This is a genomic window from Enterobacter sp. 200527-13, from assembly GCF_027924865.1.
Taxonomy (GTDB): Bacteria; Pseudomonadota; Gammaproteobacteria; order Enterobacterales; family Enterobacteriaceae; genus Enterobacter; species Enterobacter ludwigii.
In genome coordinates this window covers 935,881-949,822 of the sequence record NZ_BSCM01000001.1, presented here as the reverse complement: position 1 = coordinate 949,822, position 13,942 = coordinate 935,881, and the positions used below count along the sequence as shown (strand labels likewise).

Here is a 13,942-nt window from a genome sequence, read left to right as displayed (position 1 = left end):
AAAGGAGAAGAAGATGTCTGCACCTGCAAATTTTAACGGCTCACGCCCGGTTATTGATGTAAACGATGCGGTGATGTTGCTTATCGATCACCAGAGCGGACTTTTCCAGACCGTGGGGGATATGCCAATGCCAGAGTTGCGCGCACGTGCTGCGGCGCTGGCAAAAATCGCTACCCTGGCGAAGATCCCGGTGATCACCACCGCTTCTGTTCCACAGGGACCGAATGGCCCCCTTATCCCGGAGATCCACGCTAATGCGCCACATGCGCAATACGTTCCACGTAAAGGTGAGATCAACGCCTGGGATAACCCGGAGTTTGTGGCTGCGGTGAAAGCCACCGGGCGCAAAACGTTGATCATCGCCGGCACCATCACCAGCGTCTGCATGGCATTTCCCTCTATTAGCGCAGTCGCGGAGGGTTATAAAGTGTTTGCGGTTATTGATGCCTCCGGCACCTACAGCAAAATGGCTCAGGAGATCACCCTGGCGCGCGTGGTCCAGGCCGGGGTGGTACCAATGGATACTGCGGCGGTTGCCTCTGAGATCCAGCGGACATGGAACCGGGAAGATGCAGCCGAGTGGGCTGAAGTGTATACCCATATCTTCCCTGCCTATCAGCTGCTGATCGAAAGCTATACCAGAGCACAAGAGGTGGTCAAAAACAGCGAAGTGCTCGATTCACAGCGTTAATCACCGGCTCCACGGTCAAAAAGACGTGGAGCTGATTATTGCTTAACCGAACAAGCACTAAAGCAGAAAATCTGCTTGACCGTTTTAGCGCAACTCCCTATAGTAGCGCCCCGTTGCCCCCCAAGCGGTCAGGCAGCAAAACAATATGGTGAGGTGTCCGAGTGGCTGAAGGAGCACGCCTGGAAAGTGTGTATACGGCAACGTATCGGGGGTTCGAATCCCCCCCTCACCGCCATATTTAAGATAAGAGCTCGTACGAAAGTACGGGCTTTTTTCTTTTATATCCTCCGGACAGGGGGGATGAGAATCCCCGACCGGGGTTCGACAACTGGCGACAGCCAGTTGGACAGACTGAGAGCGCAGCGAACAGGCTGCCCGCAGGGCGAGCGACGCGAGTCAATCCCCCCCTCACCGCCATATTCAAGATAAGAGCTCGTACGAAAGTACGGGCTTTTTTCTTTTATATTCCCCGGACAGGGGGGGATGAGAATCCCCGACCGGGGTTCGACAACGGGCGACAGCCAGTTGGACAGACTGAGCGCGCAGCGAACAGGCTGCCCGCAGGGCGAGCGAAGCGAGTCAATCCCCCCCTCACCGCCATATTCAAGATAAGAGCGCGTACGAAAGTACGGGCTTTTTTCTTTTATATTCCCCGGACAGGACGCCCGCACAAAAAACAAAGCCCGGTTTCCCGGGCCTTGAACACAACGGCTAACTCAATAGTACGCTTGCAGCGTGCGCTGGCAGAGCGCTGAACGCACGCAGTCTTCTTTCGTGAAGCGTACCACCCCAATCATCTCATCTTCCTCAAAACGTGACATGGCGTCGCTCAGTCCGGACTTCACGCCCGACGGCAGATCGCACTGGGTAATATCACCATTGACGATGACCGTCACGTTTTCCCCGAGGCGCGTTAAAAACATCTTCATTTGCGCTGCGGTCACGTTCTGAGCCTCGTCAAGAATGACGACCGCATTTTCAAATGTACGTCCGCGCATATAAGCGAACGGCGCGATTTCCACCTTGCCAATCTCTGGTCGCAGACAGTACTGCATAAAGGATGCTCCCAGACGTTTCACCAGCACGTCATAGACGGGCCTGAAGTAAGGGGCAAACTTCTCTGAAATATCTCCGGGCAAGAAGCCAAGATCTTCATCAGCCTGCAGTACCGGACGGGTGACAATAATTCTCTCCACGTCTTTATGGATCAGCGCCTCTGCCGCTTTGGCTGCACTGATCCACGTTTTCCCGCATCCGGCTTCGCCGGTTGCAAAGATGAGCTGTTTACTCTCGATAGCATTCAGGTAGTGCGCCTGAGCCTCATTGCGCGCCACAATTGGAGAATTATCACGGCTGTCTCGGGCCATGCCAATTGCTTCTACGCCACTCATCTGCACAAGCGAGGTGACCGATTCTTCTTCACGCTGTTTATGACTACGTGAATCCCGTCTCAGCACACGTTTTGCTTCGCGACGAGCTTTGATCACTGCTTTTTGTCTTCCCATGGATAGCACCTTGAGTTGTTGGTATTCATCACACGTGCCAGTTTCAGCACGATTATGCGCACGAACATCAGAGGGTTGGCTTCCTTGTAAGCCATTGCTTGCTTTACCGGATGACGCAACAGAACGGCTACGCGCACCATTCTGCACGTCGGTCGAAAGAGATTCTTGAGTTGAGGGGGATAATTTTGTGGTGAGGAAATCGCTGCCGGAGTCTGAGCCTCCGCGCCGGGTGCTGCGGGTGTTGTGTTTACCATGTCCAGTACAGGACGCAACCATTCGCGATCTCCATAGTGATTCAGCATCACTGCCGGGAACTACCGCTGTCTTATCTTAAGTACATCAGGAGTTATCATAAATGCAACATTTATTTTACCTGAACGTAACTTTAAGACTGTCCCTACAGTGGAAATCAGTCTCATACAGGAATATTACAGAAATATAACAGCAGGACAGGCATATGAAAAAATAATGTCCCCGCGAATTATCGCAGGGACAATTATCAGGCTTCAATCAACCCTTGAGCGAGATAGGCGTTGCGATCGCGTGCGCCAGGCAGGGCAAAGAAATAACCGCCGCCGATGGGTTTAATGTACTCTTCCAGCGCTTCCCCGTTTAAGCGTTTCTGTACGGTCAGGAAGCCCTTCTCCAGGTCGTGCTGATAGCAGACAAACAGCAGCCCCATATCGAGCTGGCCGGCGTTGGTTACGCCAAGTGAATAGCTATATCCCCGACGCATCATCAGGCTGGATTGTGTCTCTTTGGTACGCGGATTGGCCAGGCGGATATGGCTGTCCAGCGCGATGACATCGCCATTCGGATCGCTGGCGTAGTCAGGCACATCATGCTCGTTCTTCATCCCGAGCGGAGCGCCACTCTGTTTATCGCGGCCAAAAATCGTCTGCTGCTCTTTGAGCGGCGTACGGTCCCAGAACTCCACGTGGAACTGAATAATCCGCACCGCCTGATAACTTCCCCCCACAGCCCATGCCGGCTCGCCCTGATCGGCCGTCACCCAGACCACCTCTTTCATGAGCGGGTCATTACGGCTGTCCGGGTTGGCCGTGCCGTCTTTAAAGCCCAGCAGGTTAACCGGCGTCTCTTTCCCTTTGCTGCGGGCGGCATGGTCAGAGATAAACCCTTCCCGCTTCCAGCGAACGCTCAGCAGGTCCGGCGTGTGCTTGATGATGTCGCGCAGCGCGTGGATCACCGTATCCTGGGTGTTGGCGCAAATTTGCAGGAGCAGATCGCCGTGGCAGAGAGCAGCATCCAGAGAATCATTCGGGAAACGCGTCATTTTCTGCAGCGCTTTTGGCTTCTGTTTTGCCAGCCCGTAGCGCGCATCAAACAGCGACTCACCGAGCGAAACGGTTATCGTCAGGTTATCCGGAGCGATGAATGCCCCGAGGATACCGGAGTCCATCGGCGGCAGACGCGGGTTAGGCGTGTCCGGCGCCGGACCACCGGCGGTGAGAAACGCGATGCGCGTCGTCAGCAGGCGGAACAAACGCTCAAGATCGGCTTTATCGCTTGCCAGCGAATCAAAAGCCACCAGCATCATGGAGGCCTGCTGTGGCGTCAGAATGCCCGACTGATGCTCGCCATAAAAAGGCTGCGTCTCCATGCGTGCATTGGGTGACAGCGTGCCTGGAGCACTTTGCGGTTTCGCCGCATGCGCCACCGGGCACCCTCCGGCCAGAGCAAGGGCGCCCCCCAGCGCCCCTACTCCTTTTAACAATCGACGACGTGAAGGTTCCACCACGTCGTGTTCATTCTGCTTGTTCATCGTGCTTAATCCAGACCCAGTACGCCACGCAGCAGGGAGAGATCTTCCGCCAGTGTGGTAATCGGGCCTTTCAGCGCGTTACGGTCGGCATCGGTCAGTTTATCGTAGGTTTCAAACCCGTCTTTGGTACGGTACTTCGCCAGAATGGTGTCGACTTTTTTGAAGTTGGCATCCACTTTCGCCAGCAGTTCGCTGTTATCTTTCTGCAGCTGAGGACGCAGCAGATCGACAATTTTCTGCGCGCCATCGACGTTCGCCTGGAAGTCCCACAGGTCGGTGTGGCTGTAACGGTCTTCTTCACCGCTGATTTTACTTGCCGCCACTTCTTCAATCAGACCCGCGGCACCGCCCACCACTTTTGATGGCGGGAAGGCCAGCTCACTGATGCGTTTTTGCAGCTCAAGCACGTCACTGTTCAGCTGATCGGCATATTTATCCATCCCTTTGAGAGTGTTATCGCCAAACAGGGCTTTCTCCAGACGGTGGAAGCCGGTAAATTTCGGGTCGGCGGCTTTCTGCTCAAAATCATCTTCACGGGCATCAATGCTGCCATCCAGGTCAGAGAACAATTCGGCAATCGGCTCAATACGCTCGTAATGCTGACGGGTTGGCGCATACAGGGATTTCGCTTTCGTGATATCGCCCGCTTTCACCGCATCGGTGAAGGCTTTGGTACCCGCAGCCAGGTCCGCCGTCTCTTTGATGACATACGCTTTATAAGCAGTAATCGCATCACCCAGGCTCAACAGGGCCGTGCCTTTTCCGGCGTCGGCCGTGGCGTCGCCCTTCACGATAAGCTTGCCTTTAGGGTTCGTCAGCAGCCCGCAGGTCATCTCATATTCACCCGGCTGCAGGTTGGCGGTCATCTTCTGACTAAAGCCCGGCGCGATATTTTCACGCTCTTCCACCACCATGACGCCTTTCAGGATTTCCCACTCCAGCGCCTTCTGGCTGTGGTTCTGAATAATAAACTGGGTTTTGCCGCTGTTGACCGTGATAGTCATCGGCTCGCACTGCTTATCATTGACCGAAACCTTGACCTGCGGAACATCCGCGCCCCAGGCGGAAAATGCTGAAGCGAACAGCGCGGCAATGCCTGCGCATAACGCACTACGACGGAACTGAATTGCCATGACTCTTCCCTTTAAAAGTATGTTGTAACTAATGCAGACAGATTACGGCGCAACGCGCGACGTCTGAGTGCCGGTGCGCGGCGGCATGGCAAACAGCACCAGCGCCGGAACCAAATAGATAAAGTACATCGCCACTTCGCTGACGCTCGGCGTTTCCTGGTAACCAAAAATACCTTCGAGCAAGGTACCGGTCAGGGAGTGCGTTGAGAGCACGTTACTGAGGTCGAACGCCACTTCCTGGAAGTGATTCCACAGGCCCGCTTCGTGGAAAGCGCGGATCGCCCCCGCCGCCAGCCCAGCGGCCACCAGCAGAATAAACAGGCTAGTCCATTTAAAGAATGCACCCAGGTTAAGGCGAATGCCGCCCCAGTAGAGCAGGAATCCCAGCACCACAGCAGTGGCCAGACCCAGCATCGCACCCAGCGGTGGCCAGATCCCCACATCCTGCTGAAATGCCGCCAGCAGGAAGAAAACCGACTCCAGCCCTTCCCGCGCCACGGCGAAAAAGACCATCATGATCAGCGCCCAGCCGTGGTTATTGCCCTTTTGCAGGGCGTTATCCACCGCCTGCTCCAGCTGCACCTTCACGTTGCGGGACACTTTACGCATCCAGAACACCATCCAGGTGAGGATTACCACGGCAATGACGGCCACGATCCCTTCAAACAACTCTTGCTCTTTCTGGGGAAACTCACCGGTGGTTTCATTGATAAGAATGCCAAGGCCCAGACAGAGTGCTGCGGCGAGGAATACCCCAATCCACATGACACCAATCCAGCGTCCACGCTGGGTTCGCTTCAGATAACTGGCGATGAGGCTGACGATGAGGGCCGCTTCGAGACCTTCACGTAACATAATGAGAAATGGAACAAACATGCCGACACCTTAAATGTTTATCGCGGTCAACTGATGCAAAGAAAGGTAAATTCTTGTGATAGTGATTATCATTACGCCAGCAAGAAAAACAAGCGAAATGTGTGTTGTTTTGATGACGAGTTGTAAACACCCAGCCTGGTAATAATTGCTGGCGTTATCGTTAAGTTTATAAGTTATAGCGAAAATGCCCATTTACGGTTAATCAGGGCTGTGGCTAAATATCTGCCTCAAAAACCAACTGAAAATTAACCATGTTTAACATTATCCATTTCCTGCTGGCGCTGGTGATTATTCTTGCGCTTGCCTGGCTGGTGAGTTTCGACCGCCGAAAAATTCGCATTCGTTTTGTTTTACAGCTGATTGTCATTGAAATAGCCCTGGCGTTCTTTTTCCTGCATGCCGAAAGCGGGCTGTTCATTATTAAATATGTCTCGGGATTCTTTGAGTCACTGCTGAAATTCGCGGCTGAAGGCACCAATTTCGTCTTTGGCGGGATGGGTGAAAAAGGACTGGCGTTCATTTTCCTCGGCGTACTCTGCCCGATTATTTTTATCTCCGCACTGATTGGTATTCTTCAGCACTGGCGAATTCTGCCGATTTTTATTCGGGTGATCGGGACACTGCTGTCAAAACTGAATGGCATGGGTAAGCTGGAATCGTTCAACGCGGTGAGCTCGCTGATCCTCGGACAGTCTGAAAACTTTATTGCCTACAAGGGTGTACTGGGCGACCTCTCCTCTCGCCGTCTCTTCACCATGGCGGCCACGGCCATGTCGACGGTATCTCTGTCGATTGTCGGTGCCTATATGACCATGCTCGACGCCAAATTTGTCGTTGCCGCGCTCATCCTGAACATGTTCAGCACCTTTATTATTCTCTCCATTATCAACCCGGCGCGCCCGGAAGCAGAGCCGGACATCAAGCTTGAAAAGCTGCACGAGTCCCAGAGCTTCTTCGAAATGCTTGGCGAGTATATCCTGGCCGGTTTTAAAGTGGCGATGATTATTCTGGCGATGCTGATTGGCTTTATTGCCCTTATTAGCGCCGTTAACGCCCTCTTCTCCAGCGTATTTGGTATGAGCTTCCAGCAGATCCTGGGCTATGTATTTTATCCGCTGGCGTGGCTGGTTGGTATTCCACTGAGCGACGCTTTGAATGCCGGCAGTATTATGGCAACCAAGCTGGTCGCAAATGAATTTGTGGCAATGATTGAGCTGCAAAAAATTGCGCATCAGATGTCACCACGCGGACTGGGCATTTTGTCCGTTTTCCTGGTGTCGTTCGCTAACTTTGCCTCTATCGGCATTGTGGCCGGGGCGATCAAAGGCCTGAACGAGCAACAGGGGAACGTGGTATCGCGTTTTGGCTTACGTCTGGTGTATGGCGCGACGCTGGTCAGTTTACTGTCCGCCAGCTTTGCAGGACTGGTGCTGTAAGCGATAACGGCGGGTTCTCCCGCCGTTTTTCATTAAAACTGCACGCACACCGGCTGATCGACCCGCATCACCGACTCCTGCGCGAAGCGTGATTTATAAATACCGCGCAACGCTTCAATATTCTTCTCGCTCTGCGCATCTTTACCGTGGATCAGCATAAGCGCCTTGCTCGGTTCACGCGCCACTTTCCCGTCGTTACCCAGCCACTGTCCGCGCGCATCAAAGACCGTCAGGCCATCGCGAAAACGCGGCGTCACGTCCTGGTCAACGAACTGCTGCCACTCGCCGGTGGTGATTTGCGCCCCTGCAGGACGGTTTAGCCCGAAATAGAGCGTGGTTTGCTGCATCTGGTTATCCGCTTTGCAGGTCTCCATCGCCGCGTGTTGCGACGGCACACTGCAGCCCGCCAGCATCAATAATGCCGCTGCCATTACCCCTGTTTTGATTGTCATGCTTCGCTATCCTCATTGTTATAAGCACAGCGATATCATCGTAAATTGCGGATTTTGGCAAGAAAAAAGCCGGGTAGCGCGCGCGCTTACCCGGCCTGACTATCAGCGAAAAAGATTACTCAGCCTGCAGCTTAGACGGCGGTGCAGTGTGATAGTGTGCGTCTGCTTCAGCAAAACGTTTCTGCATTGAGGCAGAAGGCGCTTTACCCAGCAGGCTGAACACCACAATGCCGATACTGCCGAAGATGAAGCCCGGAATAATTTCGTACAGACCGAGCCAGGCGAACTGCTTCCAGACGATCACGGTAAGCGCACCGATAATCATCCCCGCCAGCGCGCCGTTGCGGGTCATGCGCGACCACAGCACCGAGAAGAGCACCACCGGACCAAACGCCGCACCAAAGCCCGCCCACGCGTAGCTTACCAGGCCCAGCACGCGGTTCTCAGGGTTTGCCGCCAGCGCAATGGCAATTAAGGCCACCACCAGCACCATGAAACGCCCCACCCATACCAGCTCTTTCTGGCTCGCATCTTTACGCAGGAACGCTTTGTAGAGGTCTTCGGTGATTGCACTTGAGCAGACCAGCAGCTGGCAGCTCAGGGTGGACATCACGGCCGCCAGGATCGCGGAGAGCAGAATACCGGCAATCCACGGGTTGAACAGAATGCCCGCCAGTTCGATGAACACACGCTCGGCGTTCTGGTTTACTGCACCTGCCTGCGCCGGGTTATTGTTGAAGTAAGCGATGCCGAAGAAACCAACCGCACAGGCACCCGCCAGACAGAGGATCATCCACGTCATACTGATACGACGGGCATGAACAATCGTGTGGTGAGAGTCAGCGGCCATGAAGCGCGCCAGAATGTGCGGCTGACCGAAGTAGCCCAGACCCCAGCCCATCAGAGAAACGATGGCGACAAAGTTCAGCCCTTTCAGCATGTCGACGTTTTCAATGCTCTTCTGCTTAATCACTTCCAGCGAATCAGCAAAGCCGCCGACGGTGAAGATGACAATGACTGGCGTCAGGATCAGAGCGAAAATCATCAGGCTCGCCTGCACGGTGTCAGTCCAGCTTACGGCCAGGAAACCGCCCACGAAGGTATAAAGAATGGTTGCCGCAGCACCGGCCCACAGCGCCGTTTCATAGCTCATGCCGAAGGTGCTTTCGAACAGGCGCGCACCGGCCACAATGCCAGAGGCACAATAGATGGTGAAGAACACGAGGATAACCAGCGCAGAGATAATGCGCAGCACGCGGCTGTTATCTTCAAAGCGTCCGGTGAAGTAATCCGGCAGGGTCAACGCATTGTTGTTGGCTTCGGTATGCACGCGCAGACGACCTGCAACCAACTTCCAGTTGATCCATGCCCCGACGGTCAGGCCAATGGCGATCCAGCTTTCAGAAATACCGGAGATGAAAATCGCCCCCGGCAGGCCCATCAGCAGCCAGCCGCTCATGTCGGACGCGCCCGCAGAGAGTGCGGTGACCATCGGCCCTAAGCTACGCCCGCCCAGAATGTAGTCGTCAAAGTTCTTTGTTGAACGCCATGCCAAAAACCCTATCAGGATCATGCCAAATATATAAACGAGAAATGTCACCAGCATCGGTGTGCTAATTGCCATTTAAATTCTCCAAAATGTCGAGCGACAACCGTCCGGGTTGCCTTGTTATGTCATCACCGGAACGTAGTGATGTGTGTATGTGTTTCTGTTGGCCGCGCGTATCCTGCCGTAAGCAGTGCTCGCACACAAACGATTTAACACTGCATTTACATCAAATTCATCCCTGGTTTTATACGTCTTTCGTATAGGTTGCACTCGCTCACGCTTTTACGGGTTGCACCTTTTAAAAGTGTTAAGTCCCGCATAAAAACAGGCCTCTCATCCAGAAGCCAGCACTTTTTTCCAGCTAACCATCTCTTAACATTCCATTCATTTCCTGGGTTGCAAACCAGGTCACATTTAACACGGTTGCACAAAGTTGCAACATGGTGGATATTTCACGCTATCGATAGCACACGACGACAGAACAACAGGAGCTTTGGCATGGGTATGACCACCATGGGGGTTAAGCTGGATGACGCAACCCGCGAACGGATTAAGACCGCAGCAACCCGCATTGACCGCACGCCGCACTGGCTAATCAAGCAGGCGATTTTTAACTACCTCGAAAGACTCGAAAGCGATGAGGGGCTGCCAGAGCTGCCCGCGCTGCTGGCGGGTGCAGCCAATGAAAGTGATGAGGTTTCCGCCGCTGCTGACGAAAACCATCAGCCGTTCCTTGAATTCGCCGAGCAGATCCTGCCTCAGTCCGTCAGCCGCGCCGCCATTACCGGTGCTTACCGTCGTGCCGAAACCGACGCCGTACCGATGCTGCTGGAGCAGGCCCGTCTGCCAGAAGCCATTGCCTCTCAGGCGCACAGCCTGGCGTATCAGCTTGCCGACAAACTGCGTAACCAGAAAAATGCCACCGGCCGCGCCGGAATGGTACAGGGTCTGCTGCAGGAGTTTTCCCTCTCCTCTCAAGAGGGCGTAGCGCTGATGTGTCTGGCGGAAGCGTTGTTGCGTATTCCTGACAAAGCCACCCGTGACGCACTGATCCGCGACAAAATCAGCAACGGTAACTGGCAGTCACACATTGGCCGCAGCCCGTCGCTGTTCGTCAACGCGGCGACCTGGGGCCTGCTGTTTACCGGCCGACTGGTCTCGACTCATAACGAAGCCAACCTCTCTCGCTCCCTGAACCGCATCATCGGCAAGAGCGGTGAACCGCTGATCCGCAAAGGCGTGGATATGGCGATGCGCCTGATGGGCGAGCAGTTTGTTACCGGCGAAACCATCGCGGAAGCGCTGGCCAACGCCCGTAAGCTCGAAGATAAAGGTTTCCGCTACTCTTACGACATGCTGGGTGAAGCGGCGCTGACCGCCGCCGACGCGCAGGCTTATATGGTCTCTTACCAGCAGGCGATTCACGCCATTGGTAAAGCGTCAAACGGTCGCGGTATTTATGAAGGCCCGGGGATCTCCATCAAGCTCTCGGCCCTGCATCCGCGCTACAGCCGTGCGCAGTACGACCGGGTGATGGAAGAGCTCTATCCGCGCCTGAAGTCTCTGACCCTGCTGGCGCGCCAGTACGACATCGGTATCAACATCGATGCCGAAGAGGCCGACCGCCTGGAGATCTCCCTCGATCTGCTTGAAAAACTGTGCTTCGAGCCGGAGCTGGCAGGCTGGAACGGAATTGGTTTCGTTATCCAGGCGTATCAGAAACGTTGTCCGTTCGTGATTGATTACCTGATTGACCTGGCAAGCCGCAGCCGCCGTCGCCTGATGATCCGCCTGGTAAAAGGCGCCTACTGGGACAGCGAAATTAAACGCGCCCAGATGGAAGGTCTGGAAGGCTATCCGGTCTATACCCGCAAGGTTTACACCGATGTCTCATACCTTGCCTGCGCGAAAAAACTGCTCGGCGTGCCGAACCTGATTTACCCGCAGTTTGCCACCCATAACGCCCACACTCTGGCGGCCATCTACAGCCTGGCCGGTCAGAACTACTATCCGGGTCAGTATGAGTTCCAGTGCCTGCACGGCATGGGTGAACCGCTGTACGAGCAGGTCACCGGTAAAGTGGCGGATGGCAAACTGAACCGTCCGTGCCGTATTTATGCCCCGGTGGGCACCCATGAAACCCTGCTGGCGTACCTGGTGCGTCGTCTGCTGGAGAACGGGGCGAACACCTCCTTCGTTAACCGTATCGCCGATACCACCCTGCCGCTTGACGAGCTGGTTGCCGATCCGGTGCAGGCGGTTGAGAAGATGGCGGCCCAGGAAGGTCAGATTGGCCTGCCGCATCCTAAGATCCCGCTGCCGCGTGAACTGTACGGCAAAGGTCGCGTGAACTCCGCGGGCCTGGACCTGGCGAACGAACACCGTCTGGCCTCCCTCTCCTCCGCCCTGCTTAACAGCGCGCTGCAGAAATGGCAGGCCAAACCGATTCTGGAGCAGCCCGTCGCTGATGGCGAAATGCAGCCCGTGATTAACCCGGCGGAGCCAAAAGATATCGTCGGCTACGTGCGGGAAGCAACCGAAGCAGAAGTGGATCAGGCGCTGGACAGCGCGGTGAATAACGCGCCAATCTGGTTCGCGACGCCGCCGCAAGAGCGTGGCGCCATTCTGGAACGTGCTGCGGTGCTGATGGAAGACCAGATGCAGTCGCTCATCGGGATCCTGGTGCGCGAAGCAGGTAAAACCTTCAGCAATGCCATTGCCGAAGTTCGTGAAGCGGTCGACTTCCTGCACTACTACGCAGGCCAGGTTCGTGATGATTTCGATAACGAAACCCACCGTCCTCTCGGTCCGGTGGTGTGTATCAGTCCGTGGAACTTCCCGCTGGCGATCTTCACCGGCCAGATTGCCGCCGCACTTGCCGCAGGCAACAGCGTGCTGGCAAAACCGGCGGAGCAGACCCCGCTGATTGCCGCTCAGGGTATTAACATTCTGCTGGAAGCGGGCGTGCCTGCGGGTGTCGTACAGCTGTTGCCGGGCCGCGGTGAAACGGTCGGGGCGAAACTGACCGCCGATAACCGTGTGCGCGGCGTGATGTTTACCGGCTCGACTGAAGTGGCCTCCCTGCTGCAGCGCAACATCGCCACCCGTCTTGATGCACAGGGGCGTCCAACGCCGCTCATCGCTGAAACCGGCGGCATGAACGCCATGATCGTCGACTCCTCCGCGCTCACCGAACAGGTGGTGGTCGATGTTCTCGCCTCCGCCTTCGACAGCGCGGGCCAGCGCTGTTCCGCCCTGCGCGTACTGTGTCTGCAGGATGACGTGGCAGACCACACGCTGAAGATGCTGCGCGGCGCGATGGCCGAATGCCGCATGGGTAACCCGGGCCGTCTCACGACCGATATCGGGCCGGTTATCGACGCGGAAGCCAAAGCAAATATCGAAAACCACATTCAGACCATGCGCGCCAAAGGCCGTCCGGTCTTCCAGGCCGTGCGTGAAAACAGCGAGGATGCCCGCGAGTGGCAGACCGGCACCTTTGTGCCGCCAACGCTGATTGAACTGGCCAGCTTCGACGAGCTGAAAAAAGAGGTCTTTGGCCCGGTATTGCACGTGGTGCGCTACAACCGTAACAACCTCAACGAGCTGATTGAACAGATTAACGCCTCCGGCTATGGCCTGACCCTCGGCGTGCATACCCGCATCGATGAGACCATCGCTCAGGTGACCGGCAGCGCTAAAGTAGGCAACCTGTACGTCAACCGTAACATGGTCGGCGCGGTGGTGGGCGTACAGCCGTTCGGCGGTGAAGGTCTGTCAGGTACCGGTCCAAAAGCCGGTGGTCCACTCTACCTGTACCGTCTGCTGGCAAACCGTCCGGACAATGCGCTCGGCGTGACGCTGGCACGTCAGGATGCCGAACGTCCGGTGGACGCGCAGCTGAAGGCCGTGCTGACACAGCCGCTGGAGGCGCTCATCACGTGGGCAGAAAAACGCCCGGAACTGCGCGCTGTCGCACAGCAGTATGGCGAACTGGCGCAGGCGGGTACGCAGCGCCTGCTGCCGGGGCCAACCGGTGAGCGCAACACCTGGACGCTGATGCCGCGCGAGCGTGTGCTGTGCGTGGCAGACAACGAGCAGGATGCGCTGGTTCAACTGGCCGCTGCTGCTGCAACCGGTTGTGAAGTGCTGTGGCCGGAAGATGCACTGCATCGTGACCTCGCGAAACAGCTGCCGAAAGCGGTCTCTGCCCGCATTCATTTTGCGAAGCCCGATGCTCTGCTGACTCAGCCGTTTGATGCCGTTATCTATCACGGTGATTCCGACCAGCTACGCGAACTGTGCGAGCAGGTGGCGGCCCGCAGCGGTGCGATTGTTTCGGTACAGGGCTTTGCCCGCGGCGAAACCAATCTGCTGCTGGAACGTCTGTACGTTGAGCGCTCGCTCAGCGTGAACACCGCGGCGGCGGGCGGTAACGCGAGCCTGATGACAATCGGTTAATCGTGTAAAATATCCCCGGTGGCACTACGCTTACCGGGGTGACAAAAAAACCCAGG

Annotated in this window: 9 protein-coding genes, 1 tRNA gene and 2 other RNA genes; 6 read left to right on the top strand and 6 right to left on the bottom strand. The window is 55.8% G+C overall.

Features of this window, described 5'->3' with window-relative positions:
• The first annotated feature begins 13 nt into the window (after positions 1-13).
• From QMG44_RS04415 to QMG44_RS04400, 4 genes are all read left to right on the top strand, one after another.
• Positions 14-691: an isochorismatase family protein gene (locus QMG44_RS04415; protein ID WP_040017121.1), complete on the top strand. Its 678-nt coding sequence runs from the start codon at positions 14-16 to the stop codon at positions 689-691.
• Between the two features lie 147 nt (positions 692-838).
• Positions 839-926 (top strand) — tRNA-Ser (locus tag QMG44_RS04410).
• Positions 927-970: 44 nt separating this feature from the next.
• Positions 971-1,108, top strand: a non-coding RNA gene (locus QMG44_RS04405) — RtT sRNA.
• Positions 1,109-1,153: 45 nt separating this feature from the next.
• A non-coding RNA gene (locus QMG44_RS04400) (RtT sRNA) lies at positions 1,154-1,291 on the top strand.
• Positions 1,292-1,407: 116 nt separating this feature from the next.
• Here the strand turns inward: QMG44_RS04400 and phoH are convergent.
• The 4 genes from phoH to efeU all read right to left on the bottom strand — a co-directional run bounded on the left by phoH (position 1,408) and on the right by efeU (position 5,988).
• Positions 1,408-2,196 carry a phosphate starvation-inducible protein PhoH gene (gene phoH / locus QMG44_RS04395; RefSeq protein ID WP_024908976.1) on the bottom strand — a complete coding sequence of 263 codons (789 nt, stop codon included), beginning with the start codon at positions 2,194-2,196 and terminating at the stop codon, positions 1,408-1,410.
• 499 nt (positions 2,197-2,695) lie between these two features.
• On the bottom strand, positions 2,696-3,979 hold the full coding sequence (gene efeB, locus QMG44_RS04390; RefSeq protein WP_020884708.1) for an iron uptake transporter deferrochelatase/peroxidase subunit: 1,284 nt from the start codon (positions 3,977-3,979) through the stop codon (positions 2,696-2,698).
• 5 nt (positions 3,980-3,984) lie between these two features.
• Positions 3,985-5,112, bottom strand: a complete 1,128-nt coding sequence (gene efeO, locus QMG44_RS04385) for an iron uptake system protein EfeO (protein WP_086532699.1) — start codon at positions 5,110-5,112, stop codon at positions 3,985-3,987.
• Between the two features lie 42 nt (positions 5,113-5,154).
• Positions 5,155-5,988, bottom strand: a complete 834-nt coding sequence (efeU, locus tag QMG44_RS04380) for an iron uptake transporter permease EfeU (RefSeq protein WP_020884710.1) — start codon at positions 5,986-5,988, stop codon at positions 5,155-5,157.
• A gap of 251 nt (positions 5,989-6,239) precedes the next feature.
• Between efeU and QMG44_RS04375 the strand changes: the two genes are divergently transcribed.
• Positions 6,240-7,424 (top strand): NupC/NupG family nucleoside CNT transporter, encoded by a 1,185-nt coding sequence (locus QMG44_RS04375; RefSeq protein ID WP_014169507.1) that lies wholly within the window; start codon positions 6,240-6,242, stop codon positions 7,422-7,424.
• Positions 7,425-7,456: 32 nt separating this feature from the next.
• On the opposite strand, the gene QMG44_RS04370 is transcribed toward QMG44_RS04375, so the two are convergent.
• Positions 7,457-7,876: a DUF3574 domain-containing protein gene (locus QMG44_RS04370; protein WP_014169506.1), complete on the bottom strand. Its 420-nt coding sequence runs from the start codon at positions 7,874-7,876 to the stop codon at positions 7,457-7,459.
• 115 nt (positions 7,877-7,991) lie between these two features.
• Positions 7,992-9,500: a sodium/proline symporter PutP gene (gene putP / locus QMG44_RS04365; protein ID WP_020884712.1), complete on the bottom strand. Its 1,509-nt coding sequence runs from the start codon at positions 9,498-9,500 to the stop codon at positions 7,992-7,994.
• Positions 9,501-9,923: 423 nt separating this feature from the next.
• Here putP and putA point away from each other — a divergent pair, with 423 nt between their 5' ends.
• The gene (putA, locus tag QMG44_RS04360; protein WP_063934352.1) at positions 9,924-13,886 is read left to right on the top strand and encodes a trifunctional transcriptional regulator/proline dehydrogenase/L-glutamate gamma-semialdehyde dehydrogenase; all 3,963 of its coding nucleotides are present in this window, start codon (positions 9,924-9,926) and stop codon (positions 13,884-13,886) included.
• Positions 13,887-13,942 lie beyond the last annotated feature (56 nt).

What these genes read in the sequence shown, in the direction of transcription:
- QMG44_RS04415 (WP_040017121.1), top strand. Translation starts at nt 14, where the DNA reads ATGTCTGCACCTGCAAATTTTAACGGCTCACGCCCGGTTATTGATGTA.
- phoH (WP_024908976.1), bottom strand. Translation starts at nt 2,196, where the DNA reads ATGGGAAGACAAAAAGCAGTGATCAAAGCTCGTCGCGAAGCAAAACGT.
- efeB (WP_020884708.1), bottom strand. Translation starts at nt 3,979, where the DNA reads ATGAACAAGCAGAATGAACACGACGTGGTGGAACCTTCACGTCGTCGA.
- efeO (WP_086532699.1), bottom strand. Translation starts at nt 5,112, where the DNA reads ATGGCAATTCAGTTCCGTCGTAGTGCGTTATGCGCAGGCATTGCCGCG.
- efeU (WP_020884710.1), bottom strand. Translation starts at nt 5,988, where the DNA reads ATGTTTGTTCCATTTCTCATTATGTTACGTGAAGGTCTCGAAGCGGCC.
- QMG44_RS04375 (WP_014169507.1), top strand. Translation starts at nt 6,240, where the DNA reads ATGTTTAACATTATCCATTTCCTGCTGGCGCTGGTGATTATTCTTGCG.
- QMG44_RS04370 (WP_014169506.1), bottom strand. Translation starts at nt 7,876, where the DNA reads ATGACAATCAAAACAGGGGTAATGGCAGCGGCATTATTGATGCTGGCG.
- putP (WP_020884712.1), bottom strand. Translation starts at nt 9,500, where the DNA reads ATGGCAATTAGCACACCGATGCTGGTGACATTTCTCGTTTATATATTT.
- putA (WP_063934352.1), top strand. Translation starts at nt 9,924, where the DNA reads ATGGGTATGACCACCATGGGGGTTAAGCTGGATGACGCAACCCGCGAA.